Annotated in this window: 15 protein-coding genes; 8 read left to right on the forward strand and 7 right to left on the reverse strand. The window is 62.6% G+C overall.

The annotated features are described in order from the left end of the window. Window positions 1-3 precede the first annotated feature (3 nt). The 3 genes from AB4Y97_RS16595 to AB4Y97_RS16605 all read right to left on the reverse strand — a co-directional run bounded on the left by AB4Y97_RS16595 (window position 4) and on the right by AB4Y97_RS16605 (window position 3,245). On the reverse strand, window positions 4-936 hold the full coding sequence (locus AB4Y97_RS16595; RefSeq protein ID WP_442000150.1) for a bifunctional helix-turn-helix transcriptional regulator/GNAT family N-acetyltransferase: 933 nt from the start codon (window positions 934-936) through the stop codon (window positions 4-6). A gap of 75 nt (window positions 937-1,011) precedes the next feature. Then, on the reverse strand, window positions 1,012-1,719 hold the full coding sequence (ung, locus tag AB4Y97_RS16600) for a uracil-DNA glycosylase (RefSeq protein WP_442000151.1): 708 nt from the start codon (window positions 1,717-1,719) through the stop codon (window positions 1,012-1,014). Then, a complete protein-coding gene (locus tag AB4Y97_RS16605) occupies window positions 1,716-3,245 on the reverse strand; it encodes a bifunctional metallophosphatase/5'-nucleotidase (protein WP_442000152.1) in 1,530 nt (509 codons plus the stop codon). Before AB4Y97_RS16605 ends, ung begins: the two co-directional genes overlap by 4 nt. A 455-nt stretch (window positions 3,246-3,700) precedes the next feature. Here AB4Y97_RS16605 and AB4Y97_RS16610 point away from each other — a divergent pair, with 455 nt between their 5' ends. From AB4Y97_RS16610 to AB4Y97_RS16630, 5 genes are all read left to right on the forward strand, one after another. Beyond that, a complete protein-coding gene (locus AB4Y97_RS16610) occupies window positions 3,701-5,878 on the forward strand; it encodes an HWE histidine kinase domain-containing protein (RefSeq protein ID WP_442000153.1) in 2,178 nt (725 codons plus the stop codon). 158 nt (window positions 5,879-6,036) lie between these two features. Beyond that, window positions 6,037-7,098, forward strand: a complete 1,062-nt coding sequence (gene hemH / locus AB4Y97_RS16615; protein WP_442000154.1) for a ferrochelatase — start codon at window positions 6,037-6,039, stop codon at window positions 7,096-7,098. A 361-nt stretch (window positions 7,099-7,459) separates the two neighbouring features. Further along, window positions 7,460-9,145 (forward strand): methyl-accepting chemotaxis protein, encoded by a 1,686-nt coding sequence (locus tag AB4Y97_RS16620; RefSeq protein WP_442000155.1) that lies wholly within the window; start codon window positions 7,460-7,462, stop codon window positions 9,143-9,145. Between the two features lie 238 nt (window positions 9,146-9,383). Next, complete coding sequence (locus tag AB4Y97_RS16625) at window positions 9,384-10,370, forward strand: SPFH domain-containing protein (protein WP_442000156.1); 987 nt, start codon at window positions 9,384-9,386, stop codon at window positions 10,368-10,370. Next, complete coding sequence (locus AB4Y97_RS16630; RefSeq protein ID WP_442000157.1) at window positions 10,367-10,816, forward strand: NfeD family protein; 450 nt, start codon at window positions 10,367-10,369, stop codon at window positions 10,814-10,816. Before AB4Y97_RS16625 ends, AB4Y97_RS16630 begins: the two co-directional genes overlap by 4 nt. 90 nt (window positions 10,817-10,906) lie before the next feature. Here the strand turns inward: AB4Y97_RS16630 and AB4Y97_RS16635 are convergent, their stop codons facing one another. Both AB4Y97_RS16635 and galU read right to left on the reverse strand, forming a co-directional pair. Continuing rightward, a complete protein-coding gene (locus AB4Y97_RS16635; protein ID WP_442000158.1) occupies window positions 10,907-11,902 on the reverse strand; it encodes a KpsF/GutQ family sugar-phosphate isomerase in 996 nt (331 codons plus the stop codon). A 51-nt stretch (window positions 11,903-11,953) separates the two neighbouring features. Beyond that, entirely contained in the window at window positions 11,954-12,820 is an 867-nt protein-coding gene (gene galU / locus AB4Y97_RS16640) for a UTP--glucose-1-phosphate uridylyltransferase GalU (RefSeq protein WP_442000159.1), read from the reverse strand. 202 nt (window positions 12,821-13,022) lie between these two features. Here galU and galE point away from each other — a divergent pair, with 202 nt between their 5' ends. From galE to AB4Y97_RS16655, 3 genes are all read left to right on the forward strand, one after another. Next, window positions 13,023-14,009 (forward strand): UDP-glucose 4-epimerase GalE, encoded by a 987-nt coding sequence (gene galE, locus AB4Y97_RS16645; RefSeq protein WP_442000160.1) that lies wholly within the window; start codon window positions 13,023-13,025, stop codon window positions 14,007-14,009. Between the two features lie 82 nt (window positions 14,010-14,091). Next, window positions 14,092-15,327 (forward strand): lytic murein transglycosylase, encoded by a 1,236-nt coding sequence (locus AB4Y97_RS16650; RefSeq protein WP_442000161.1) that lies wholly within the window; start codon window positions 14,092-14,094, stop codon window positions 15,325-15,327. Between the two features lie 199 nt (window positions 15,328-15,526). Continuing rightward, window positions 15,527-16,660, forward strand: coding sequence for an SGNH/GDSL hydrolase family protein (locus AB4Y97_RS16655; RefSeq protein WP_442000162.1), 1,134 nt, complete (start codon window positions 15,527-15,529; stop codon window positions 16,658-16,660). A gap of 28 nt (window positions 16,661-16,688) precedes the next feature. Here the strand turns inward: AB4Y97_RS16655 and AB4Y97_RS16660 are convergent, their stop codons facing one another. Beyond that, a complete protein-coding gene (locus AB4Y97_RS16660) occupies window positions 16,689-18,110 on the reverse strand; it encodes a glutamate synthase subunit beta (RefSeq protein ID WP_442000163.1) in 1,422 nt (473 codons plus the stop codon). 18 nt (window positions 18,111-18,128) lie between these two features. Then, on the reverse strand, window positions 18,129-22,841 hold the full coding sequence (gene gltB, locus AB4Y97_RS16665; RefSeq protein ID WP_442000164.1) for a glutamate synthase large subunit: 4,713 nt from the start codon (window positions 22,839-22,841) through the stop codon (window positions 18,129-18,131). Window positions 22,842-23,196: the final 355 nt, after the last annotated feature.

Below are 23,196 nucleotides of genomic sequence, written 5' to 3' on the forward strand. Positions count from 1 at the left end.
GCATCACAGGTCGAGAATCCAGTTTTCTCCGACCAGATCGTGCCCGAAACTATGATGCGGTTCAGACGTCACGAGCCTGAATCCAGCCCGGGTATAGATGCCGCGTGCGGCGTGCAGCACATCGTTGGTCCAGAGCGTCACCTGCCGATAACCCTGCTCGCGCGAGAAGCGAATGGCCTCATCCACCAAGCGCTTGCCGACGCCGAGGCCGCGCGCATGGAGCTCGACATAAAGCAGCCGCAGCTTCGCGATCTCGTCCGACTGCTTCACGATGAAGATCGAGCCGAGAATGTCGCCATTCCGTTCCGCGATCCAGCAGCGTTCCTTTTGCGGATTGAAATTCTTGATGAAGCCCGCGACGATCTCGGCGACGAGCGCCTCGAAGGTCTCGTCCCAGCCATATTCCTGCGCATAAAGCGCGCCGTGCCTGTGAACGATCCAGCCCATGTCGCCGGGCCTGTGCGCGCGCAATGTGAAGGAACCTTTGGCCATGGCACCGTCTCCGAGCCGCGTCTCGATCGTGCTCATCGCAGCGACGAGGCGGCGCTGATCGGCATCGGACAGATGTTCGAGAAGTGCTGCGATCTGCTCGCGCGACTGGCGATCGAGAGGGCTGAAGGCCTCACGCCCTTTTCCGGTCAGGGCCAAGTGGCTCTGGCGGGCGTCCTGGGAGGAGCGTGTCCGCTGCACCAGACCCTGCTCTTCGAACCGCTTCAGGATGCGGCTGAGATAACCAGGGTCGAGATCGAGCGCCTCGCACAACTCACCGGCCGTCGGATCAGGCCTGTGCGCCAGTTCATAGAGCACCCGGGCTTCCGTGAGAGAAAAGGGGCTGTCCAGCAACCCCTCCCGCAAAACGCCCAGACGCCGCGTATAGAAGCGGGTGAACCGCCGCATGGCCTCGATGCGGTCGTCGACAGGGAGTGAGTGCAACATCGCCGGATGCTCCTGATGCCAGGATCATGAGGCAGATGCTTGACTGAGTCAAATATATCTCAGGTTAAGAGGGCCTCAGTCGAGCCGCCAGTCAATAGGGGCCAATCCCTTGTCGGCGAGCCAGGCATTGGCACGGCTGAAGGGCCGCGTTCCCCTGAAGTCCCGCAGGCGGTTGAGGGGGGATGGGTGTCCGGCTTCGATCACGAGATGCTTGTTCCGATCGATGAGAGCGGCCCGCTTGCGGGCGGGCCCACCCCAGAGAAGGAATACGACCGTGGGCTGGCGTTCCGAGACGGCGGAAACCGCCTGGTCCACAAGCGCCGACCAGCCGAGTTTCAAATGCGCCCCGGCCTTGGCCGCCTCGACCGTCAAGGCGGTGTTGAGGAGTAGCACGCCCTGTTTCGCCCACTTCGTCAGGTCACCGCTGCGCGGCATCGGCACGCCGATGTCATCCGCCATTTCGGCCAGGATGGTGCGCAGGGAAGCCGGCAGGCGGCGCGAGCCGCGATAGGAGAAAGCGAGGCCATGGGCATCACCCGGCGTCGGATAGGGATCCTGCCCGAGGATGACGACCTTGACCGTATCGAGCGGCGTCAGGACGAGGCTGTTGAAAACAAGCTCAGGCGGCGGCAGCACATGGGCTCCCGCCGCTATCCTGTCGTCGATTTGCGCGGCGACCGCGTCGGCGCTGCCTCCCGTGAAGAAGGGCAGCGCCGTCCACTTCTGCCGTCCCTTCGCGCTCGCACGAAGGGTTGTCAGGGCCTGCGTAACGGGGCCGCTCATTTGATGGTGATGCGGCCTTCGACTTTCGCGTCAACCGTTCCAAGCTTGCGCACGTAGGACATGACCTCGTTCGCCATCAGCTTGCCGTCCGTGAGGCCGATCAACACCTTGCCTTTGGTGAAGGCGGTATAACCGTCGCCGCCCGTGAGCATGAAGTTGTTGGTGGCGACCTTATAGCGCTTCGCCGGGTCAAGCGGCTGCCCATTCGCCTGGATATTGCTGATGCGCGATCCGACGGGGGCCTTCGAGTCGACCTCGAATTTCAGGCCGGAAACCTGTGGGAAGCGGCCGCCGCGGATATCGAGCTGCGATACGCCGTTCTCCAGCGCGGCCTTTATGTCCGCACCCGTTACCTCGACGAGGGACGTGGAGTTGCCGAACGGCATTTCGGAGAGGATGTCGCGGCGGGTCAGCTTCACGCCGGCCGGATATTCCTTGTTGGCACGGATGCCGCCGCCATTGACGATGGCGACATCGCCCGCCGTCGAATCCTTGATCGCATCCGCAACCAGATTGCCGAAGGCCGTTTCCTGCGAGCGCACAATGCTGGAACGGGTATCGAGAGCGTTCGTCGACGTACCGATCTCGACATCCAGCTCCTTGGAGAGGGCGGCCTCGTAGCGTGCAACGACCGCGGCCACTTCCGGATCTGGATCGAAGGTCGCCGTATCGTGCACGCGGAAATTCGGGGTCCATGCGACCTTGCGGTTGCTGCCTTCGCCCGAAACCGTCGCGGTGAAATCGACAGCGGTGACGTATTCCGCGTCCTCGCCGGACTCCACCATCACCGTCTTGCCGTCATAAGTGATGGCGAGGTCGTGGTCATGGCCGGTCAGCAGGACATCCACGAGGCGGGAGCGCACGATGGCGTTGTCGATGTCGCGGTCGGTATGGGCGACCGCCACGATCATGTCCGCTCCCTGCTTGCGCAGATCGGCGGCTTGGCTCTTCAGCACCTCGAGTTCGGGCAGGAACTTGAGGTCGCCGGGCGAGGAGATGCGTGCCGTTTCCGCCAGCGCCAGGCCGACGACGCCGACCTTCACCGGACCAAGTTCGAAGATCGCCGAATCCTTCATCTTCGGAACGGTCGATCCATCCGCCTGACGGATATTGGCGCCGAAGAACGGGAAGTTCGCTTCGCCCATGCGCTTCAGGTAGATATCCTTGCCGAAATCGAACTCGTGATTACCGGGAACGAAGACGTCCGGCTTAACCATGTTGGTGAGCTCGATGATATGTGCGCCCTGGTCGAAGCCCGACATCAGCGACGGAGAGAAGGTGTCGCCCGCGTGGCAGAACAGCATCGGCACGCCACGTGCGCGCTCGGATTTCACGATCGCGGCCAGCTTGGCAAAGCCACCGCGCCCCTTGTTGTCGGACATCTTGTAGATGTCGTTCACGAGCAAAAGGCTGAAGGTGATCTTCGGCGGAGCTGCCTGCGCCTTGTTGCTGCTGCCCAGCATGGTGACCGAGAGACCGGCGCCGAGGCCGAGGCCCAGGGTTTGACGACGTGAGAATGTGGCCATCTTCATTCCGCTCTTTGGAAGGTTTTCCATTCGGAAGGTTCTTGTGCGCCGATAGGATGATCATTTCCGCTCTTTTCGGCAAGCTTAACTTTGCAGATCTGAGACGAAGCCCGCCGTCGCGCTGCCCTTGCGTCATGAGAGGTAGCGTTCCTCTTGTCCGTACTTGAGTGCCTCTGCAGGGCAACGGAACCTGTCCTGCGGAGTTCTGCATGGAGGCTGGCTTTATTGGGACGTGGTTATGACAGAAGGGCGAGGCGACTGCGGCGAGGGTCTTTCTTTACCTTGGGGCATCTCCCCATATAAAACTTCTTCCTGAGATGCTGGCAGTGCCATCATGGTCCTGACTTCTGAGTTGTTGTCTCTCATCGATTGAAGTGAATTTGCCGTCATCCATACCCATCGGCTCACGAGGGCCGGCCTCGAAAAGATATCAGGACAGGAGGCGCCGGTCTCTCGTGCGCGGGCGGGTCGCCCTGATCATGGGGCTGCTCGGAATTGTCTTCATTTGCCTCACCTTCGGCTTCATTGCCTGGGAGCAGCGCAGCCGCCTGATCCAGCGCAATGAGAGCGATCTCAAGAACAATGCCTTCTTCCTGGCGGATCACGCCGCACGCCTTCTGGAGGTCACGGATTTGACCCTGAGGCAGACGGCGGCCCTGATCGAGGACGAGAGCTGGTACACCATTGAACCGTCACGGCAGTTGTGGGACCAGCTTCGTGCCATCAAGCAGGCTCTGCCCTATGTCGAAGATATCTGGCTGAACGACGCAAGCGGAAAGCTGCGCCTGACCTCGTTTCGCTTTCCGACGCCGGAAGGCAATGTCAACGGCCGGGATGCCTTCGATGCTCAGGTCAAATCGGATCAAGGGCTTTTCGTCGGCACGCCGATCGTCGGACGTATCACCAATGCGCCGACTTTCCTCGTCAGCCGGCGTCTGCAATACCCGACTGGAGCCTTCCGCGGCATCGTTTCCGTCACCGTCTCCCCATCTTATTTCAACGATTACTGGGAAAGACTTCAGCTGCCCAAGCGAAGCCGCGTGAGTCTGTTGCGTGCCGCAGATGCGAAAGTCATCGTGCAGCAACCGGTGCCGCAGGACAGTATATCGTTTATTCCCGCAGACAAGAACGCCTTGGATCGGGCTCTGGCTTCAAACCGGGAATCTGGCCTCTACACAGATGTCCGTCAGGGCGAGCGGAGGATCGGCGCCTATCATCAGGTCGGTGATTTTCCGCTCTATATCCGCGTCAGCATGCCCGAAGATGCCTATTGGGATCCCTGGATCGCCCAGACCAAGATTTACGGCTCCTTTGCGCTGATCGCGCTGATCGCGCTTCTCGCACTCATGATGCTGGCGGCATATCAATTCCAGGAGCATGCCGCCAATGCGGCTCTGCTCGAGAAAAAGGTGGTCCTGCGCACAGGCGAGCTACGGAAGGAAACGGCCGCGCTCGAAGTGCTGAACCGGACAGGGAGCGCCCTTGCCGCCGAATTCGACATCAACCGGATTGTTCAGAGCGTGATCGATGCCGGCGTCGAACTGGCAGGCGCACAGGTCGGTGCGTTCCTCTACAAAGCTGCGCTCGGTACGGACGGGAGCGAGGAGGGCAAGAAGCAGTACTCGATGGTCTATGCTCTTTCCGGGGCATCCCGCGAGGCATTCGGCGATTTGACGGCCCTGCGGCATACGCCGCTCTTCTCTCCAACCTTCGTCTCAGGCCAGGCCGTCCGGTCGGACGACATCACGACCGATCCGCGATGCGGCCAGAACTCCCCCTTCAACGGCGCGCCCAAGGGACATCTGCCGGTGCGGAGTTATCTTGCGGTCCCGGTGGTGTCGAGAACGGGCAATATCCAGGGGGCGCTTCTGTTCGGCCATGAGCGGCCCGGCATCTTCACTGCCCGCACGGAGCGGCTCATGTCGGGTCTTGCGGGGCAGGCCGCCATCGCCCTCGAGAACGGCAATCTCTATCAGGCGGCTCAGTATGAGATCGAGGAGCGCAAGCAGGCTCAGGCGCAGCAATCCCTGCTGATCCGAGAGCTGCATCACCGGGTGAAGAACACGCTTGCCACCGTTCAGGCCGTGGTCGGCGCGACCGCCCGCTCCACCTCGAACATCGACGATTTCTACGGAGCCTTTGTCGGCCGCATCATCTCGCTTGCCAATACTCACTCCCTCCTGACCGAAGCAGTGTGGCAGACTGCATCCTTGCGCGAGATTCTGGAGAAGGAGCTCAGCCCCTACAATGACGATACCGGCGAGCGCATCACCATCGAAGGGCCGGCCGTCGAGCTGCCGTCGGAGGCCGCTGTCCCGATCGGCATGGCCATTCACGAACTGACGACGAATGCCGCCAAATATGGCGCGCTTTCCGTGGCGGCAGGCCGGGTCGCCGTCCGGTGGATGTCCGAGATCGGGCCTGAAGGTATGCGGCTGAAGCTCGCATGGACCGAGCAGGGCGGGCCGCCGGTGAAGCCTCCCAAGCGGCAGGGCTTCGGGTCGCGCCTGCTGCACCGTGTCCTCACGACCCAGCTGGACGCCAAGGTCGAGATGGATTTCGAACGGACGGGATTGATCGTCTCCATCGATGCGGTCCTCAAGTCGACCGGTTTCTTGGATCCGGCGGCCTGAGAGCCTGGAATTTTCCTTTCCGAATCATCCTGGGGAATACGCCTGTAGGCCCGCCCGGCGCGACACACCATGCGGTTGGCGGATACGCCGGAAAACCCTATTTAGAACAACATCAAAGAGCGCGGCCCTGACAGCGGGGCTCGCCAAGGGGCTTCTCGATGAACGAACGTGTCAGGCCGACCGATCTGCACCAGGGCGTCTGCCCGGTGGACCACCCGACGATCACGGCGGGACGGATTGGTGTGCTTCTTCTCAATCTCGGCACGCCCGAGGGAACCAGCTATTGGCCGATGCGCCGATACCTGAAGGAATTTCTCTCGGACCGGCGCGTCATCGAAACGCCGCGCCTGTTGTGGTGGCCGATCCTCAACCTCATCATCCTCAGCAAGCGTCCCGGCCCCAAGGGCCGCGACTATGCGAGCATCTGGAACAACGAGCGTGACGAGGGCCCGCTCAAGACCATCACTCGCGCGCAGGCGGAGGACCTCGCCCGTCATTTGAAAGGTATCGCAGGCGACAGAATCACGGTCGATTGGGCCATGCGCTACGGCAAGCCGGAAATCCGCGAGCGCATCCAGAAGCTGCTCGACCAGGGCTGCGACCGCATTCTCCTCGTGCCGCTCTATCCGCAATATTCCGCCGCGACTTCGGCAACCGCCTGCGACCATGCCTTTCGCGCGCTGATGGACATGCGCTGGCAGCCGACGATACGCGTCTCGCCCCCCTATCACGACGATCCGGTCTATATCGATGCGGTGGTGTCCTCGATGAAGCGGGATCTGGCGAAGCTTCCCTTCGAGCCGGAGGTCATCCTCGTTTCGTTTCACGGGGTCCCGAAGGAATATCTCCTGAAAGGCGATCCCTATCACTGCCATTGCGTGAAGACCTGGCGCCTGATGCGCGAGGCGTTCGGCTGGCCGGCGGACAAGTTCCGCATGAGCTTCCAGTCCCGCTTCGGCAAGGCGGAATGGCTTCAGCCCTATACGGACAAGACGGTGCAGGCGCTGGCGGAAAGCGGCGTCAAACGCTTGGCCATCGTCGCTCCCGGCTTCTCCGCCGATTGCCTGGAGACCCTGGAGGAGCTGGACGTCGAGAACCGCGAAATCTTCATGCATCACGGCGGTGAGCAATTCGCCTATCTGCCCTGCCTCAACGACAGCGAGGACGGGATGCGGGTGATCCGCCATATCGCCGAGCGAGAGCTCCAGGGCTGGATCTAGAGCATCGAATCCAAAGGTGGATCTCACTTTTGGGTTCGATGCTCTTCCTTCAAGAGGGCATCATCTCGCGCGCAAAAGCGGATCCTCTTTTCCGCACAATGCGCCAGGGGATTCGCTTCAGTTCGTCTGCCCGGCGAGACCCGATGCGTCGTCGCTTTTTGACTATCGCCTCGGGTCTCGCTGTCAGGGTTATCTTGGGTTTTATTGTTTTATGATGAAGATGACGTTGAGGAATTTCGAATAATATTGCACTTTCTCGGCAAGAAATTATTCATTCTTCATGGGCATCACTAAAAAGCCTGATTCTTTCGCGTCAGAGCGGCGCGAGCCTCCACGGCGATGTGGCAGGCCCTAAGTTGATATGTCCTTCCTTCGGTCTCTCTCCATTCGCGCCCGGCTCATCGGTGCGTTCTCCTTCCTGGTCCTGCTTCTCGTCGGTCTCGGTTTTCTCGGGCTTAGAGGCCTGCAACAGATCAATACGCAAACGACCGAGATCGCGGATAACTGGCTGGTCGCCGCCCAAAGAATTGGGGCGCTCAACGCCGATGTGTTGGAATTCCGGACCATTCTCCTGAGGCACATGCTCGCAGATGCGGATGAAGCGCAGCAGCTCGAAGAAGAATTCGCGCGGCGGATCGAGAAAATCGACGCATCGGCGAAAGCTTACGATGCAACGGTCATTGAGGAAGAGGATCGAAGGTTTTTCGATCAATTCCTGGGGCTCTGGAATATCTATCAGAAGCAAGCCCAAACCGTTCTCGATTACTCCCGTAATGGCGAAACCGTAAAGGCGCGCGAGTCCAACAACGCCAAAGCGCGCCCTGTCGCGCAGCAGATTAGCGATGTGCTGACCGGGTTGACGAAATGGAACCACGACAGCGCTGAGGCTGCTCGCATGACGGCGTCTGCCGTCTATGACTCGACCCAGAAGCTGACGATCGGCGTCCTTGCCATCGGTGCGATCCTGGCCGTTGTTCTGGCCTTCCTCCTCATCCGTTCGATTTCAAGGGGCATCGCATCGGTGACGAAGCCCATGGGTCTCTTGGCGCAAGGTGACTTGACCGCCGAGATCCCCTTCCGCGGTGAGAAGACCGAGCTTGGCACGATCGCCGACGGCGTGCAGATCTTCAAGGACGCGCTGATCGCCAAGAAAGAGGTGGACGAAGCCGCGGCTCTGGAAGCGGACGCGAAGATGAGTCGGGCCCAGAGGCTGGACGAGTTGACCAAGCACTTCGAAGCGAATGTTTCCGCCCTGACGCAAGGATTGTCGAGCGCGGCGACCGAAATGGAAGCGACCGCTCAGGGGATGACGACGATCGCCAACCAGACCAACCAGCAATCCGTGAGCGTCGCCTCGGCGGCCGAGCAGACCTCGTCGAACGTTCAGACGGTGGCGGCCGCGACCGAGGAGATGTCGATCTCGATCCAGGAGATCGCCTCTCAGGTCACCCTGTCCTCGCAGATCGCCACCCAGGCCGTCGACGGGGCCAAGCGGACCAATACCACCGTCCAGGCTCTCGCCGAGACTGCGGAGAAGATCGGCAATGTGATCGCGCTGATCAACAACATCGCCGGCCAGACCAATCTTCTGGCGCTTAACGCCACCATCGAGGCGGCGCGTGCGGGTGAAGCAGGGCGCGGCTTTGCCGTGGTGGCGAGCGAGGTGAAGGAATTGGCGAGCCAGACCGCCAAGGCCACGGATGAGATCGGAACCCAGATCGCCAGCGTGCAGCAGGCCACACAGGATGTGGTGGCCGCCATTCAGGAGATCGCGCAAACCATTGCCGAGATGTCTCAGATCTCGACCGGCATCGCAGCCGCCATCGAGGAACAGGGAGCTGCTACGCGGGAGATTTCGCGCAACGTGCAGGAGGCTGCGCGCGGCACGGAACAGGTCACGGGCAGCATCGCCGATGTGCGGACCGGGGCCGGCGAGACCGGAGCGGCTGCGGCGCAGGTTCTCGGCGCGGCACAGGAACTCGCCCGTCACTCCGAGGATCTCGGCCGCGAAGTCGCCGACTTCCTCTCGGGCGTGAAGGCCGCCTGACCGCCCTAGAGCCTCGGACCAAAAAGTGGCTTCCACTTTTAGGTCCGAGGCTTTCTCCCTAATGAGAGCATCGTGTGGCCGCAAAACCGGGGCCACTTTTGCGCACGATGCTCCAGGGAGCCGTTTCAAACGGCATGCGGGTCATCCGCCTCATGGCAAAGCGGAAACTCCGGGCTCGACATCTAGAGCGTGCGTTCCGACTCCGTCGGAAGGCAATGTCTTGCTGTCCGGAGGCCCCATGCCGTTTTCACTCGGTTTCGATACTTTCGTGATCGCGCTCGTTCTCGTCGTCATCGTTACGATCGCGATGGGGGTCAGGACGGTCCCGCAGGGCTATTCCTATACGGTCGAACGTTTCGGACGCTATTCGCGGACGCTCGGCCCGGGCCTTGGCCTGATCCTGCCGTATATCGAGCAGATCGGAAAGAAAGTGAACGTCATGGAGCAGGTGCTCGACGTTCCGAGCCAGGAGGCGTTCACGCGAGACAATGCCGGCGTCACCATCGATGCCGCCGCATTCTATCAAATCCTCGATGCTGCCCGTGCCTCCTATGAGGTTTCGAATCTCAATCAGGCCCTTCTCGTCCTGACCATGACCAACATCCGGACAGTCGTCGGTTCCATGGATCTCGATCAATTGCTGTCCCACCGCGACGAAATCAACGAGCGCCTTCTGCGGGTCGTCGATGCCGCCGCCTCGCCATGGGGCGCCAAAGTCACGCGCGTCGAGATCAAGGACATTCTCCCGCCCGCCGACCTTGCGGGGGCCATGGCCCGCCAGATGAAGGCCGAACGCGAAAAACGCGCCGCCGTGCTTGAGGCGGAAGGCTTGCGCCAGGCGGAGATTCTTCGGGCGGAAGGCGAGAAGCAATCTCAGATCCTGTCGGCTGAAGGACGAAAGGAAGCGGCCTTCCGCGATGCGGAGGCTCGGGAACGCCAGGCAGAGGCGGAGGCCAAGGCGACGTCCATGGTGAGCGACGCCATCACGCGCGGCGACTTGGCGGCCGCGAATTTCCTCGTTGCCGAAAAGTATATCGACGCTATTCGTGCCCTGGCCACGGCTCCCAACCAGAAAGTGGTCATCGTCCCGATCGAAGCCGCCGGGCTTGCCGGGACGCTGGGCGGCATTGCGGAACTGACCAAGTCCGTGTTCGGCGAGGGTGGGGCAGGCTTGCAAGGCCCGCGCAGCGTGCCGAGCGTGTCCGGCCGATCGGATCGGGCATGATTGCGACGGTATTCACAAGCCTGGGCGCCTGGGCGTGGATCGTTCTCGGCCTTGTTCTCATCGGCCTTGAAATGGTGGCTCCCGGCGTCTTTCTCCTTTGGCTCGGTCTCGCCGCCATCGTGACTGGCTTGTTGGACGCAGCGTTCGCTCTGAGCTGGCAGGCCGCCTTCCTCATCTTCGCCGTGAACTCCGCCATTGCCGTCGTCTTGGGACGGGTCGTGACCCGCTCAGGCGCACAGTCCGATGCGCAGGCTGGCTTCCTCAACCAGCGGGGACAATCTCTCGTCGGACGTGTTTTCACGCTCGAAGAGGGCATCAAGAGTGGGGAAGGGCGGATCAAGGTCGATGACAGCTCGTGGCGCGTCATCGGCGCCGATCGCTTCGCCGGCGCCAAGGTTCGCGTCGTACGGGTCGAAGGATCGACCCTGGTCGTAGACGATCCCTAGCGTCGTTTTCCACTTGCGTGGGATCGGCTCTTTTCTTTTGCTAGAATGCATTTTCGACGGCGAGCCGGGGCCACTTCGCCTGAAAATGGTCTAAGCGGCTCCGGCGCGTAGCAGGTCCAGATAATGTACGAGGCCGACGGGGCGCTGGTTCTCGACCACGATCAGCGCCGTGATCTTGGAGGTTTCCTGAATCTCCAGGGCAGAGGCCAGGAGGTCGTCCGGCGCGATGACGCGCGGCGTGCGGGTCATGACCGCCATCACGGGCAGAGTGCCGAGATCCGGCCTGAGGTTGCGCCGCAGGTCGCCATCCGTGACGATGCCGGCAAGCGTCCCATCCGGATTCACCACGATCACCGAACCGAATCCCTTTCGGCCGATTTCCTCGATCGCCTCGTCCATGCGCGCCTCGATGCCGACGATGGGCAGACGCTCGTTCTTGTGCATCACGTCGCGGACGAGCTTGAGGCGGGCACCGAGCTTGCCGCCCGGGTGGAAGACCCGGAAATGTTCGGCCGTGAAGCCACGCTTTTCGAGGAGCGCGACGGCAAGCGCGTCGCCCAGGGCGAGTTGCATGGTGGTGGAGGTCGTGGGCGCAAGCCCGTTCGGACAGGCCTCCTTGGCTTTCGGCAGGGCAAGGCAGAGATCGGCCGCATGGCCGAGAGTCGAATCCGCATTGGAAGTGAGCGCGATCAGCGGCACCCGGAAGCGCTTGGCATAGCCGATGAAATCGGCAAGCTCGGCGGTCTCCCCCGACCAGGACAGGGCGATGATCACGTCCTCCGGCTTCACCATGCCGAGATCGCCGTGGCTCGCTTCCGCCGGGTGGACATAGTGGGCTGGCGTACCCGTCGAGGCCAGGGTTGCGGCAATCTTGCGGGCCACATGGCCCGATTTTCCCATGCCCGTGACGATGATCCGGCCCTGGGCGGTGGCGATCCTGTCCACCGCTGCCGAGAAGACCGTGCCGAGGCCGTTGCCGATGGCCTCCATCAGGATGGTCAGTCCGTCCCGCTCCGTCGCGAGGGTCCGGAGCGCCGAGGAAACGGCTTGGTCGGGCGATGGGGTGAGCGTTTGTGCGAGTGCCATAGCCGCCCCTCTAGCATGGGGCGGCGACTTGGCAAAATCCCCTGAATCCGCTCACTTCTGGCGCAGCAGCGCCTCCAACTCCTTGCGGAAGTCGGATCCCAGCTCCTCGCGCTCCAGGGCATAGGCCACATTCGCCATGAGGAAGCCGATCTTCGAGCCGGTATCGTAGGTCTTGCCCAGATACTTCATGCCGAAGAATTTCTGGTCCTTCATCAGGCGGATCATGGAATCGGTCAGCTGGATCTCGTTGCCCGCCCCGCGCTCCTGGGTGGAGAGGAGATCGAAGATTTCGGGCTGCAGGATGTATCGGCCGGAAATGATATAGTTCGAGGGGGCGGTGCCCTTCGGCGGCTTTTCCACCATGCCGGTGATCTCGAAGGTCTGGCCGAATTCCTGGCCTACCGAGACGATGCCGTATTGGTGGGTCTGGTCGTGCGGCACTTCCTCGACGGCGATGATGTTGCCGCCATGCTTGTCGTAGGCCGAGATCATCTGCTCCATGGAGCCGCGGCTCAGCATGTCGGGGAGGATGACGGCGAAGGGCTCGTCGCCCACGAGTTCCCGGGCGCACCAGACCGCGTGACCGAGGCCCAGCGGCTCCTGCTGGCGGGTAAAGCTCGTCTGCCCGGCCTTGGGCTGGTCCTTCGCCAGGGCTTCCAGTTCCTTGGTCTTGCCGCGGCTTTCGAGGGTGCTGTTCAGCTCGTAGGCGATGTCGAAATGATCTTCGATCACCGCCTTGTTGCGGCCTGTGACGAAAATGAAATGCTCGATGCCGGCGGCGCGTGCCTCGTCCACCACATGCTGCACGACGGGGCGATCCACGACGCAGAGCATTTCCTTGGGCACGGCCTTGGTGGCCGGCAGGAAACGGGTGCCGAGACCGGCGACGGGCAGAACGGCTTTACGGATTCGCTTCATGGAAAGAGCCATAGTGGAGACAGATGACAGTTTAACGGAGAGGATGGGAGAGCGGAACTGTCAAGGTCCGACTCCATCCCTAACGCCGGAATGCGGGTCTTGTTGCATTCCGGCGGCCCTCCTTCTGGGAGGGTGGACCTGAATTGCAGGTGAAGCGTTTTGGTTAAGCTGTTACAAGAGGCGCCTTCATGGAGGATAGGTGATGGCGGTTTTGGTGACCGGCGGAGCCGGTTATATCGGCAGTCACATGGTTCTCGAACTCGCCGATGCGGGTGAGAAAGTCGTCATTCTGGATGATTTGTCGACAGGATATCGCTGGTCGGTCCCTCCGGAAGCGATCCTTGCCGTCGGCGATGTCGGCGATCAGGAACTGGTCTCACGCCTGATCGACGAGCACGAGATCGACAGCATCCTGCATTTCGCCGCCAAGATCATCGTGCCGGAATCGGTGGCCGATCCGCTCGCCTATTACCTCAACAACGTCGCCAAATCCCGGACCCTGATCGAAACCGCCGTCAGGAAGGGGGTAAAGAATTTCATCTTTTCCTCCACGGCCACGGTCTACGGCAATACAGATATCAGCCCGCTGGCGGAGGAACTGCCGGTCGCGCCGATTAATCCCTATGGCCGCACCAAGGTGACGACCGAGTGGATGCTGGAGGATGTGCACTGGGCCCACGGCCTGCGCTATGCGGTTCTGCGTTACTTCAACGTCGCGGGGGCTGATCCGAAAGGGCGCTCCGGTCAGTCCACTCCGCAAGCGACCCATCTCCTCAAGGTCGCCGCCCAGGCGGCCCTGGGCCAGCGCCCCTATCTCGAAGTCTTCGGCACCGATTACGATACGCCGGACGGTACCTGCGTGCGCGATTATGTGCAGGTCAACGATGTCGCCCGTGCCCATCTCGTTGCCCTGGAGCATCTGCGCAACGGGGGCGATTGCGCGGTCATGAATTGCGGCTACGGCCACGGAGCTTCCGTTCTCGAGGTGATCGAGGTGGTGAAAAAGGTCTCGGGCGTCGATTTCCAGGTCCGCCTCAGCCCTCGCCGGGGCGGCGATCCGGCGCGGCTCGTGGCCAAGGTCGACAGGATCCGCAACCTCGGCTGGCAGCCGCGATATGACAATCTGGAGGAAATCGTCGCTCAGGCTCTGCGCTGGGAGAAGATCCTGGCGGAGCGGAAAGCCGCATAGGCGGCCCCTATCAACCGGTTGTTAACTTTCCTAATGTCGCATGGCAGGATCGAGAGCCTGTCCTGACCGTGAGCGACCCTTTATGCAGCAGCCGATACGACTGGCGCGCCGTCTTCTCTGCGGCGCTCTCATCCTTGGTCTGAGTGTCTCCATCGGCCATGAGACCATCATTGGATCCATCATCCCGCCCGCTCAGGCGCAGTCGCAGGCCGGATTCCAGGGCTTCATCGAGAGCCTGTGGCCCCAGGCCAGGGCGCGGGGTGTCTCGCGGGCAACCTTCAACGAGGCTTTCCGTGGGGTCGAGCCCGATCCCAAGATCGTCGCCCTGACCAGGAAGCAGTCGGAATTCGTCCGCCCGATCTGGGATTACATCGAAGGATCCGTCTCGGCGCAGCGTCTCCAGCGCGGCCAGCAGGTGGCCGCCGAATGGTCCAAGACCCTCGACATGGTCGAGCGTACCTACGGGGTTCCGCGCTCCGTCGTGCTCGGCGTCTGGGGCATGGAGACGAATTTCGGCAGCTTCACCGGCTCGATTTACGTGGTCCGCGCGCTCGCGACACTGGCCTATACGCGCTACCGCGGCGATTTCTTCAAGGAGGAGCTGCTTACGGCCCTTCAGATCCTGGAAAACGATCATATCGACCGAACGAAAATGCTCGGCTCCTGGGCCGGCGCCATGGGGCAGACGCAGTTCATGCCCTCGAGCTTCATGAAATATGCCGTCGACGGCAACCGGGACGGCATTCGCGACATCTGGACTTCCGTGCCGGATGCGCTGGCCTCCACCGCCAATTACCTGCGCCGGCAGGGCTGGGAGCCGGGGCTTCCCTGGGGCTTCGAGGTAAAGCTGCCCAAGGGATTCGATTTCCGGAATCTGCGGCAGGGTTTCGCAAGCTGGACGGCGCTGGGCCTGCGCCGTGCGGACGGCAAGCCCATGCCGCGATCGGGCGAGGCTACCCTGTTCCTGCCGGGCGGCGCGAGCGGACCGAGCTTCCTGGTCACGGATAATTACGACGTCATCAAGTCCTATAATTCCTCGGATGCCTATGCGATGGGCGTCGCCTATCTCGGCGACCGGGTGATAGGCGGCATGCCGATTCAGGGCACATGGCCCAAGGATCGGCCTATGCTCGATAAGGATCAGCGCGAGGAATTGCAGAAGCATCTCGCAGGGCTGGGCTTCTACGAAGGCGAGACGGACGGTAAGCTCGGCTCCAAGACCCGGGAAGCGGTCAGGAACTTCCAGCTCAAACGCGGCTTGATTCCGGACGGCTATGCCGATGTGGCCGTCTTACGCGAATTGCGCGCAGCCCGCTGACGGAGACCCGGCATAGCACTATAAAGGTTGGGTCCGTAACGGAATGGAACCGCCGATGCGTCTGGTGCCTATGCTTCGTCTGCTGCTGATAACTCTGCCGCTCCTTGCGGCCGGTGGCTTTCACGCGTCGGCACAACCCGGATATCCGCAATATTCGCCTTACGGCTACCCGCAGGAGCCGCCGCCTGGGCGAAGGGATATGCGAGCTTATCCTCCGGGCTATTATCCTGGAAAGCTTGTCCAGCCCGCGCCTCAGCCGGGCTTCAGCCTCCGGCGACTCTTCGGCGTGCCGGACGAGCCGCCGCCCGTCTACAAACCAGTCGTCCGGCCGCGCCGGCCGGCCCCCGCGCCCGTTCCCGTCGTGCATCAGGAGCGGCCCAAGCCCAATGCCACGACGCAGGTCGTGGTGTTCGGCGATGCGCTCGCCGGTTACGCGGAAGAAGGGATCGCGGGCCTCTATTCTGATTCCGAGGATGTTGCCGTCGTCCGCAAGACCCGGGATGAGGGCGGGCTCATGCGGTCCGATCCGGACGAATGGCCGAAATTCATCAAGGAGGTTCTCGACGGCGGTCAGAAGATCACCCTTGCCGTGGTGATGATCGGCGCCAAGGACCGGGTGCCCCTCAAGGACCAGAGCGGCGAACATGACCCCCTCTCCAACGAGTGGCGTGAGGCCTATCGCCAGCGGATCGACGCTCTCTTGCGCATCTTCAAGGATCGTGGAATTCCCGTGGTCTGGATCGGCCTGCCGCCGATGAAGAACGATGCGGTGTCCGAAGACTTGCTCGCCATGAACGAGATCTATCGGGAGAGCGTCGAGCGGAACGGCGGAACCTATGTGGATATCTGGCCCGGCTTCGTGGACGAGGACAACCGCTATACGGCGACCGGTCCCGATGTGGATGGCCAGCCGGCCAAGCTCCGGGCCAATGACGGGGTGCTTTTCACCAAGGCGGGTGCCCGCAAGGTCGCCCATTTCGCCGATGCCGAGATCAAGCGGATCATCGCCAATGGACAGGGTGGGGTAGCAAACGCGGCTCCGCCCCATCCCATCGAGGGTTCCCCGAATGCTACGCCGGCCTCCTCATCCATCGAAGCCTTCCTGCCGGCGCCGCCGGAGGCGGCGGCCCCGGTTTCTCTTCCTTCGAAACCGCTGATCGGGCCGGTTCTGCCCTTGAGCCGGCCGGAGGTGACGCCGGGCGGGACACTCATCTCCACCAAGCCGAAGCTGACCGGCGACCAAGTCTATCCGGTGCAGCGCGCCCTGCGAAACGGTATCGCGCCGAACTCGCGGCCAGGGCGGGCGGACGATTTCCGCTGGCCACCTTCTTAGAGCCCGATCCGGGAGCGCCATCCGGCCATCAGCGCGGAAGGTCGCTCGATCCCGTAAGATACTCGTCGATGGCGCATGCCGCCTGCCGGCCCTCGCGGATCGCCCACACAACGAGGGACTGGCCGCGACGCATGTCGCCTGCCGCGAAGACCTTGTCGCTCGAGGTCCGGTAGTCCCGGTCGCTGGCAACCACGTTGCCGCGCCGGTCGAGTTCGACGCCGGATTGTTCGAGCAAGCCTTCCTTCACCGTGCCGGCAAAGCCGATGGCGAGGAAGACGAGATCGGCCTTGAGCATGAACTCCGAGCCCGGAATGGGCTGGCGCTTCTCGTCGACGCGGGCGCATTGCACGCCGACGACCTTGCCCTTCTTGCCTTCGATTCCCAGGGTCGCGGCCTGGAACTCACGCTCCGCGCCTTCCGCCTGGCTGGAGGAGGTGCGCATTTTCGTGGGCCAATAGGGCCATACGGTCAGCTTGTCCTCACGTTCGGGCGGCTTCGGCCGGATGTCGAGCTGCGTCACGGACAGGGCGCCCTGGCGGAAGGCGGTGCCGACGCAGTCGGACGCCGTGTCGCCGCCGCCGATCACCACCACATGCTTGCCGTTGGCGAGGATCGGCTCGTCGGTCACGTCCTCGCTGTTCACGCGCTTGTTCGACTGGGTCAGGTAGGGCATGGCGTAATGCACGCCCGCCAGATCCTGTCCCGGCAATTGCGGATTGCGGGGGTCTTCCGCGCCGCCTGCGAACAGCACGGCCTCGAATTCGTTGTGGAGCGACGCGAAGGTCTTGTTCACGCCGACATTGACGCCGCAATGGAAAACCACGCCTTCGGCCTCCATCTGCTTCACGCGGCGGTCGATGTGGTACTTCTCCATCTTGAAATCGGGAATGCCGTAGCGCAGCAAACCGCCGGGCTTCGCCTCGCGCTCGAACACATGCACCTCGTGGCCCGCGCGGGCGAGCTGCTGCGCGGCGGCAAGACCCGCCGGTCCCGATCCGATGATGGCGACGCGCTTGCCGGTGGAAACATCCGCCGGTTCCGGCTTGATCCAGCCCATCTCCCAGGCCTTGTCGGCGATGGCCTGCTCGATGGTCTTGATGGCGACCGGCTGGTTTTCGAGATTGAGCGTGCATGCCTCCTCGCACGGAGCGGGGCAGATGCGGCCCGTGAATTCGGGGAAGTTGTTGGTGGAATGCAGGTTGCGCGCCGCCTCTTCCCAATCGCCCTGCCAGACCAGATCGTTCCAGTCCGGAATCTGATTGTGCACCGGGCAGCCCGTCGGCCCGTGGCAGAACGGAATGCCGCAATCCATGCAGCGCGCGGCCTGCTTCTTCAGATCGCTGTCGTCGAGCGGCAGCGTGAACTCGCGGAAGTGACGGACGCGCTCGCCGGCGAGCTGATATTTCTGCTCCTGCCGGTCGTATTCGAGAAAGCCTGTGACCTTGCCCATTGGAATTGCCCCCTAGTCCTATTCCGCCGCCTGCAAGGTGCGCAGCCGATCCATTTCCTGAAGTGCCTTGCGATATTCGACCGGCATCACCTTCACGAACTTGGTGCGGTAGGTCGCCCAATCGTCGAGGATCTCCTTGGCGCGTGCCGAGCCCGTATAGGTATGGTGATTGGAGATGAGCTGCATCAGCCGCTCTTCGTCCGAGCCCGACATGTTGGCCAGGATGTCGATGCGCCCCTTGGTCTCCAGATCGCCGCCGTGATGCAGAACGCGCCGCATCAGGTCTTCTTCTTCCTCGACGGGCTCGAGATCGACCATGGAAAGGTTGCAGCGCTTGGCGAAGCTGCCGTCCTCGTCGAGCACATAGGCGATGCCGCCCGACATGCCCGCCGCAAAGTTGCGTCCGGTCTGGCCGAGCACCACGACGAGGCCGCCTGTCATGTATTCGCAGCCGTGATCGCCCGTGCCTTCCACCACCGCGATGGCGCCGGAATTGCGCACGGCGAAACGTTCGCCTGCGACGCCGCGGAAGTAAGCCTCGCCCGCGATCGCGCCGTACATCACCGTGTTGCCGACGATGATCGAGCGCTCAGGCCTTGCCTTCGATTCCGGCGACGGCTTGATGATGAGCTTGCCGCCGGACAGGCCCTTGCCGACATAGTCGTTGGCTTCGCCTTCGAGAATGAGGGTCACGCCCGCGGCCAGCCATGCGCCGAAACTCTGACCGGCGGTGCCCTTCAGCTTCACCGTGATGGTGTCGTCGGGCAGGCCTTCATGGCCGTAGCGCTTGGCAACCTCGCCGGAGAGCATCGCGCCGACCGTACGGTCGGCGCTGCGCACCTTCGCGTCGATGGTGATTGCTTCGCCCTGTTCCAGCGCGGCATCCGCCTTCGCGATGAAGTCGCGGTCGAGCACATTGGCAATCGGGTGAAGCTGCCGTTCCACGTGACGGATCGCGGCGTCCGGACCGGCATTCGGCTTGTGGAAGAGCTTCGTGAAGTCGAGGCCCTTCGCCTTCCAGTGTTCGATGGCGTCCTTCTTGTCGAGCAGATCGGAGAGGCCGATCATTTCATCGAGAGTACGGAAACCCATCTCGGCCATCAGCTCCCGCACTTCCTCGGCGACGAAGAAGAAGTAGTTGATGACGTGCTCCGGCAGGCCCTTGAAGCGCTTGCGCAGCACGGGATCCTGTGTCGCGACGCCCACGGGGCAGGTGTTGAGATGGCATTTGCGCATCATGATGCAGCCGGCAGCGATCAGCGGCGCGGTCGAGAAACCATATTCGTCGGCGCCGAGAAGCGCCGCGATCACCACGTCGCGCCCGGTGCGCAATCCGCCATCGGCCTGGATCGCGACGCGGCCGCGCAGGCGGTTCAGCACCAGGGTCTGCTGCGTCTCGGCGAGGCCCAGCTCCCACGGCGAGCCCGCATGCTTCAGGGAGGTCAGCGGAGATGCGCCCGTGCCACCCTCGAAGCCCGAAATCGTAATGTGATCGGCGCGCGCCTTGGCGACGCCCGCCGCGACCGTGCCGACGCCGACCTCCGAGACGAGCTTCACGGAGACGTCCGCCGCGGGATTCACGTTCTTCAGGTCGAAGATGAGCTGCGCCAGATCCTCGATGGAATAGATGTCGTGATGCGGCGGCGGAGAGATGAGGCCGACGCCGGGCGTCGAGTGCCGAACGCGGGCGATCTTGGCATCGACCTTGTGTCCGGGAAGCTGACCGCCTTCGCCGGGCTTCGCGCCCTGCGCGACCTTGATCTGCATCATATCCGCATTGACGAGATATTCCGTCGTCACGCCGAAGCGGCCGGAGGCCACCTGCTTGATCGCCGAACGCTTGGAGCGGCCGTCGGGGAGGGGCTTGAAACGATCCGGCTCCTCGCCGCCTTCGCCGGTATTCGACTTTCCGCCGATGGTGTTCATGGCGAGCGCCAGCGTCTCATGCGCCTCGCGCGAGATCGAGCCGAAGGACATGGCGCCGGTGGAGAAGCGCTTCACGATCTCCTGCGCAGGTTCGACCTCGTCAAGCGGTACAGGCGCACGTCCGGCCTCATTCGCGAGCTTGATGCGGAAGAGGCCGCGGATCGTCTTGAGGTGGTTGTCCTGCTCGTTCACCAGCCGCGCGAACTCGCGGTAGTGATCTTGCGCGTTGAGGCGAACGGCATGCTGGAGCGTCGCCACCGTGTCCGGATTCCAGGCATGTTCCTCGCCGCGCAGGCGATAGGCGTATTCGCCGCCCACATCGAGCATGTTGCGATAGATCGGCGCGTCGCCGAAGGCATCGCGGTGGCGCTGCACGGTTTCCACCGCGACCTCGTCCATGCCGATGCCTTCGATCATCGTCGCCGTGCCGAAGAAATCCCGGTTCACGAAATCCGATCTCAGGCCGACCGCGTCGAAGATCTGCGCGCCGCAATAGGATTGGTACGTGGAGATGCCCATCTTGGACATCACCTTGAGAAGGCCTTTGTCGATGGCCTTGATGTAGCGATAGACGATCTCGTCCGCGTCCACTTCCGGTGGCATCTCGTCCTTCATGGCGAGAAGCGTTTCGAAAGCGAGATAGGGGTTGATTGCCTCGGCACCATAGCCGGCAAGGCAGGCGAAATGGTGCACTTCGCGAGGCTCGCCAGATTCCACCACGAGTCCGACCGAGGTGCGAAGCCCCTTGCGGATGAGGTAGTTGTGCACCGCTGCGGTGGCGAGCAGGGCGGGGATCGGAATGCGGTCAGGTCCGACCATGCGGTCGGAAAGGATGATGATGTTGTAGCCGCCATGCACCGCTGCCTCCGCGCGGTCGCAGAGCCGGTCGAGCGCGCCGTCGAGGGCGGATGCGCCCAGTTCGGCGGGATAGGTGATGTCGAGCGTCTTCGTATCGAAGCGGTCCTCGAAATGACCGATGCAGCGGATCTTCTCCAAATCCTGGTTGGTGAGGATCGGCTGACGCACTTCCAGGCGCTTGCGGCGCGAGGTGCCCTCGAGATCGAGGATGTTCGGACGCGGGCCGATGAACGACACGAGGCTCATCACGAGCTCCTCGCGGATCGGGTCGATCGGCGGGTTCGTCACCTGGGCGAAGTTCTGCTTGAAGTACGTATAAAGCAGCTTCGGCTTGTCGGAGAGCGCGGAGATCGGCGTATCCGATCCCATCGAGCCCACGGCCTCCTGGCCGGTCACGGCCATGGGCTGCATGAGAAGCTTCAGGTCTTCCTGCGTGTAGCCGAAGGCCTGCTGGCGATCGAGCAGCGACACATCGGTGCGCGATTCGCGCGCCTGCACGGGCTTAAGATCTTCCAGCACGATCTGCGCGCGCTTCAGCCAGTCCTTGTAGGGGTGCGCCTGCGAGAGCTGGTGCTTGATCTCGTCGTCGGAGACGATGCGACCCTGTTCCAGGTCGATGAGCAGCATCTTGCCCGGCTGCAGGCGCCACTTCTCGACGATCTTTTCTTCCGGGATCGGCAGCACGCCCATCTCGGAGGCGAGCACCACGAGCCCGTCATCGGTGACGAGATAGCGCGCGGGGCGAAGCCCGTTGCGGTCGAGCGTCGCGCCGATCTGCTTGCCGTCGGTGAAGCACACGGCGGCGGGGCCGTCCCACGGCTCCATGAGGGCTGCGTGATATTCGTAGAAAGCGCGCCGGTCCTCGTCCATGAGCGGATTGCCCGCCCAGGCCTCGGGGATCAACATCATCATGGCATGCGCCAGCGAATAACCGCCGCGCACCAGGAATTCGAGGGCGTTGTCGAAACAGGCCGTGTCGGACTGGCCCTCGTAGGAGATCGGCCAGATCTTCGAGATATCGTTGGCGAAGAGATCGGAATCGACCGAGGCCTGTCGCGCCGCCATCCAGTTCACGTTGCCGCGCAGCGTGTTGATCTCGCCGTTATGGGCGACCATGCGATAGGGATGCGCGAGCTGCCAGGTCGGGAAGGTGTTGGTGGCGAAGCGCTGATGCACGAGCGCGATGGCGCTCTCGAAACGCGGATCCTGCAGGTCGAGGTAATATTTCCCGAGCTGCGTCACCAGCACCATGCCCTTGTAGACGATGGTGCGCGACGACAGCGAGACCGGATAATAGCCCGCGGTGCGCGGGTCCTTCATGTCGTAGACGGCGTTGGAGATGACCTTGCGGGCAAGGAACAGGCGGCGCTCGAACGTCTCCTGATCGTCCATCCCCTTGCCCTTGCCGATGAAGATCTGCCGGTGCAGGGGCTCGGAGGCCTTCACGCTGTCGCCGAGATCGCTCGCATCGACCGGCACGTCGCGCCAGCCGAGAACCTGCAAGCCCTCATCCGCGATCGCCTTGGCGACGATCTCCTCCACGAGCTTGAAACCCTCCGGGTCGCGCGGCATGAACAGATGGCCGACGCCATATTCGCCGGCATCCGGCAGCCAGATGCCGAGCTTGGCGCATTCCGCTGAAAAGAACCTGTGCGGGACCTGCACCAGAATGCCGCAGCCGTCGCCGCTCTTGGGGTCCGCGCCCACCGCACCGCGATGGTCCATGTTCTCGAGGATGGCGAGGCCCTGCTCGACGATCGAATGGAACTTGCGGTTCTTCATGTCGGCGATGAAGCCGACGCCGCAGGAATCCTTTTCGTTTGCAGGATCGTAGAGACCCTGCGGGGCGGGGAGGGCAGGATCGCGCGTCACCGGGGCCTTATCCGTCGTGGCGGCCGTGCGGCTAAAGGCTTCGGTCGTCAGGCTCTTCTTCGGCACGTCGCTCATTCCAGATCCTCGTATCCGCGCGAACACGTCATTGGAGCATGTCTTTGGCGAAGTCGGGGCCGGTTCGCCGGTAAGGCATGCAAAATCAACAATTTAGAGTTCGATCATGTTTCAACGGGACATGACCGGCTCTCAGGTTCTTCGGGGCGGTTTTCGGGTCCGCCGGATGTGCGAATGATCCGGTGCCCGCCGCTTCTTGCGTTTCTTGGAGGGTTGGGTCCTGGAAGTCGGGAGCCCGCTCCTCGCGGGCTGCCTTGGGCTTGCGTTCAGCCCAGAGTCGCCCGTTCCGCCCACGTTTTGCAGGCGGCTTTGTTGGTATCTCGTTTCGTTCGCGTCAGGCGAAGCATCAAGAAAA

Origin of the sequence: Microvirga sp. 2TAF3 (assembly GCF_052114965.1) — a bacterium.
GTDB lineage: Bacteria > Pseudomonadota > Alphaproteobacteria > Rhizobiales > Beijerinckiaceae > Microvirga.

Bases quoted from the DNA above. Each gene is read 5' to 3' on its own strand.
- AB4Y97_RS16595 (WP_442000150.1), bottom strand. From the start codon at position 936: ATGTTGCACTCACTCCCTGTCGACGACCGCATCGAGGCCATGCGGCGG.
- ung (WP_442000151.1), bottom strand. From the start codon at position 1,719: ATGAGCGGCCCCGTTACGCAGGCCCTGACAACCCTTCGTGCGAGCGCG.
- AB4Y97_RS16605 (WP_442000152.1), bottom strand. From the start codon at position 3,245: ATGGCCACATTCTCACGTCGTCAAACCCTGGGCCTCGGCCTCGGCGCC.
- hemH (WP_442000154.1), top strand. From the start codon at position 6,037: ATGAACGAACGTGTCAGGCCGACCGATCTGCACCAGGGCGTCTGCCCG.
- AB4Y97_RS16620 (WP_442000155.1), top strand. From the start codon at position 7,460: ATGTCCTTCCTTCGGTCTCTCTCCATTCGCGCCCGGCTCATCGGTGCG.
- AB4Y97_RS16625 (WP_442000156.1), top strand. From the start codon at position 9,384: ATGCCGTTTTCACTCGGTTTCGATACTTTCGTGATCGCGCTCGTTCTC.
- AB4Y97_RS16630 (WP_442000157.1), top strand. From the start codon at position 10,367: ATGATTGCGACGGTATTCACAAGCCTGGGCGCCTGGGCGTGGATCGTT.
- AB4Y97_RS16635 (WP_442000158.1), bottom strand. From the start codon at position 11,902: ATGGCACTCGCACAAACGCTCACCCCATCGCCCGACCAAGCCGTTTCC.
- galU (WP_442000159.1), bottom strand. From the start codon at position 12,820: ATGAAGCGAATCCGTAAAGCCGTTCTGCCCGTCGCCGGTCTCGGCACC.
- galE (WP_442000160.1), top strand. From the start codon at position 13,023: ATGGCGGTTTTGGTGACCGGCGGAGCCGGTTATATCGGCAGTCACATG.
- AB4Y97_RS16650 (WP_442000161.1), top strand. From the start codon at position 14,092: ATGCAGCAGCCGATACGACTGGCGCGCCGTCTTCTCTGCGGCGCTCTC.
- AB4Y97_RS16655 (WP_442000162.1), top strand. From the start codon at position 15,527: ATGCGAGCTTATCCTCCGGGCTATTATCCTGGAAAGCTTGTCCAGCCC.
- AB4Y97_RS16660 (WP_442000163.1), bottom strand. From the start codon at position 18,110: ATGGGCAAGGTCACAGGCTTTCTCGAATACGACCGGCAGGAGCAGAAA.
- gltB (WP_442000164.1), bottom strand. From the start codon at position 22,841: ATGAGCGACGTGCCGAAGAAGAGCCTGACGACCGAAGCCTTTAGCCGC.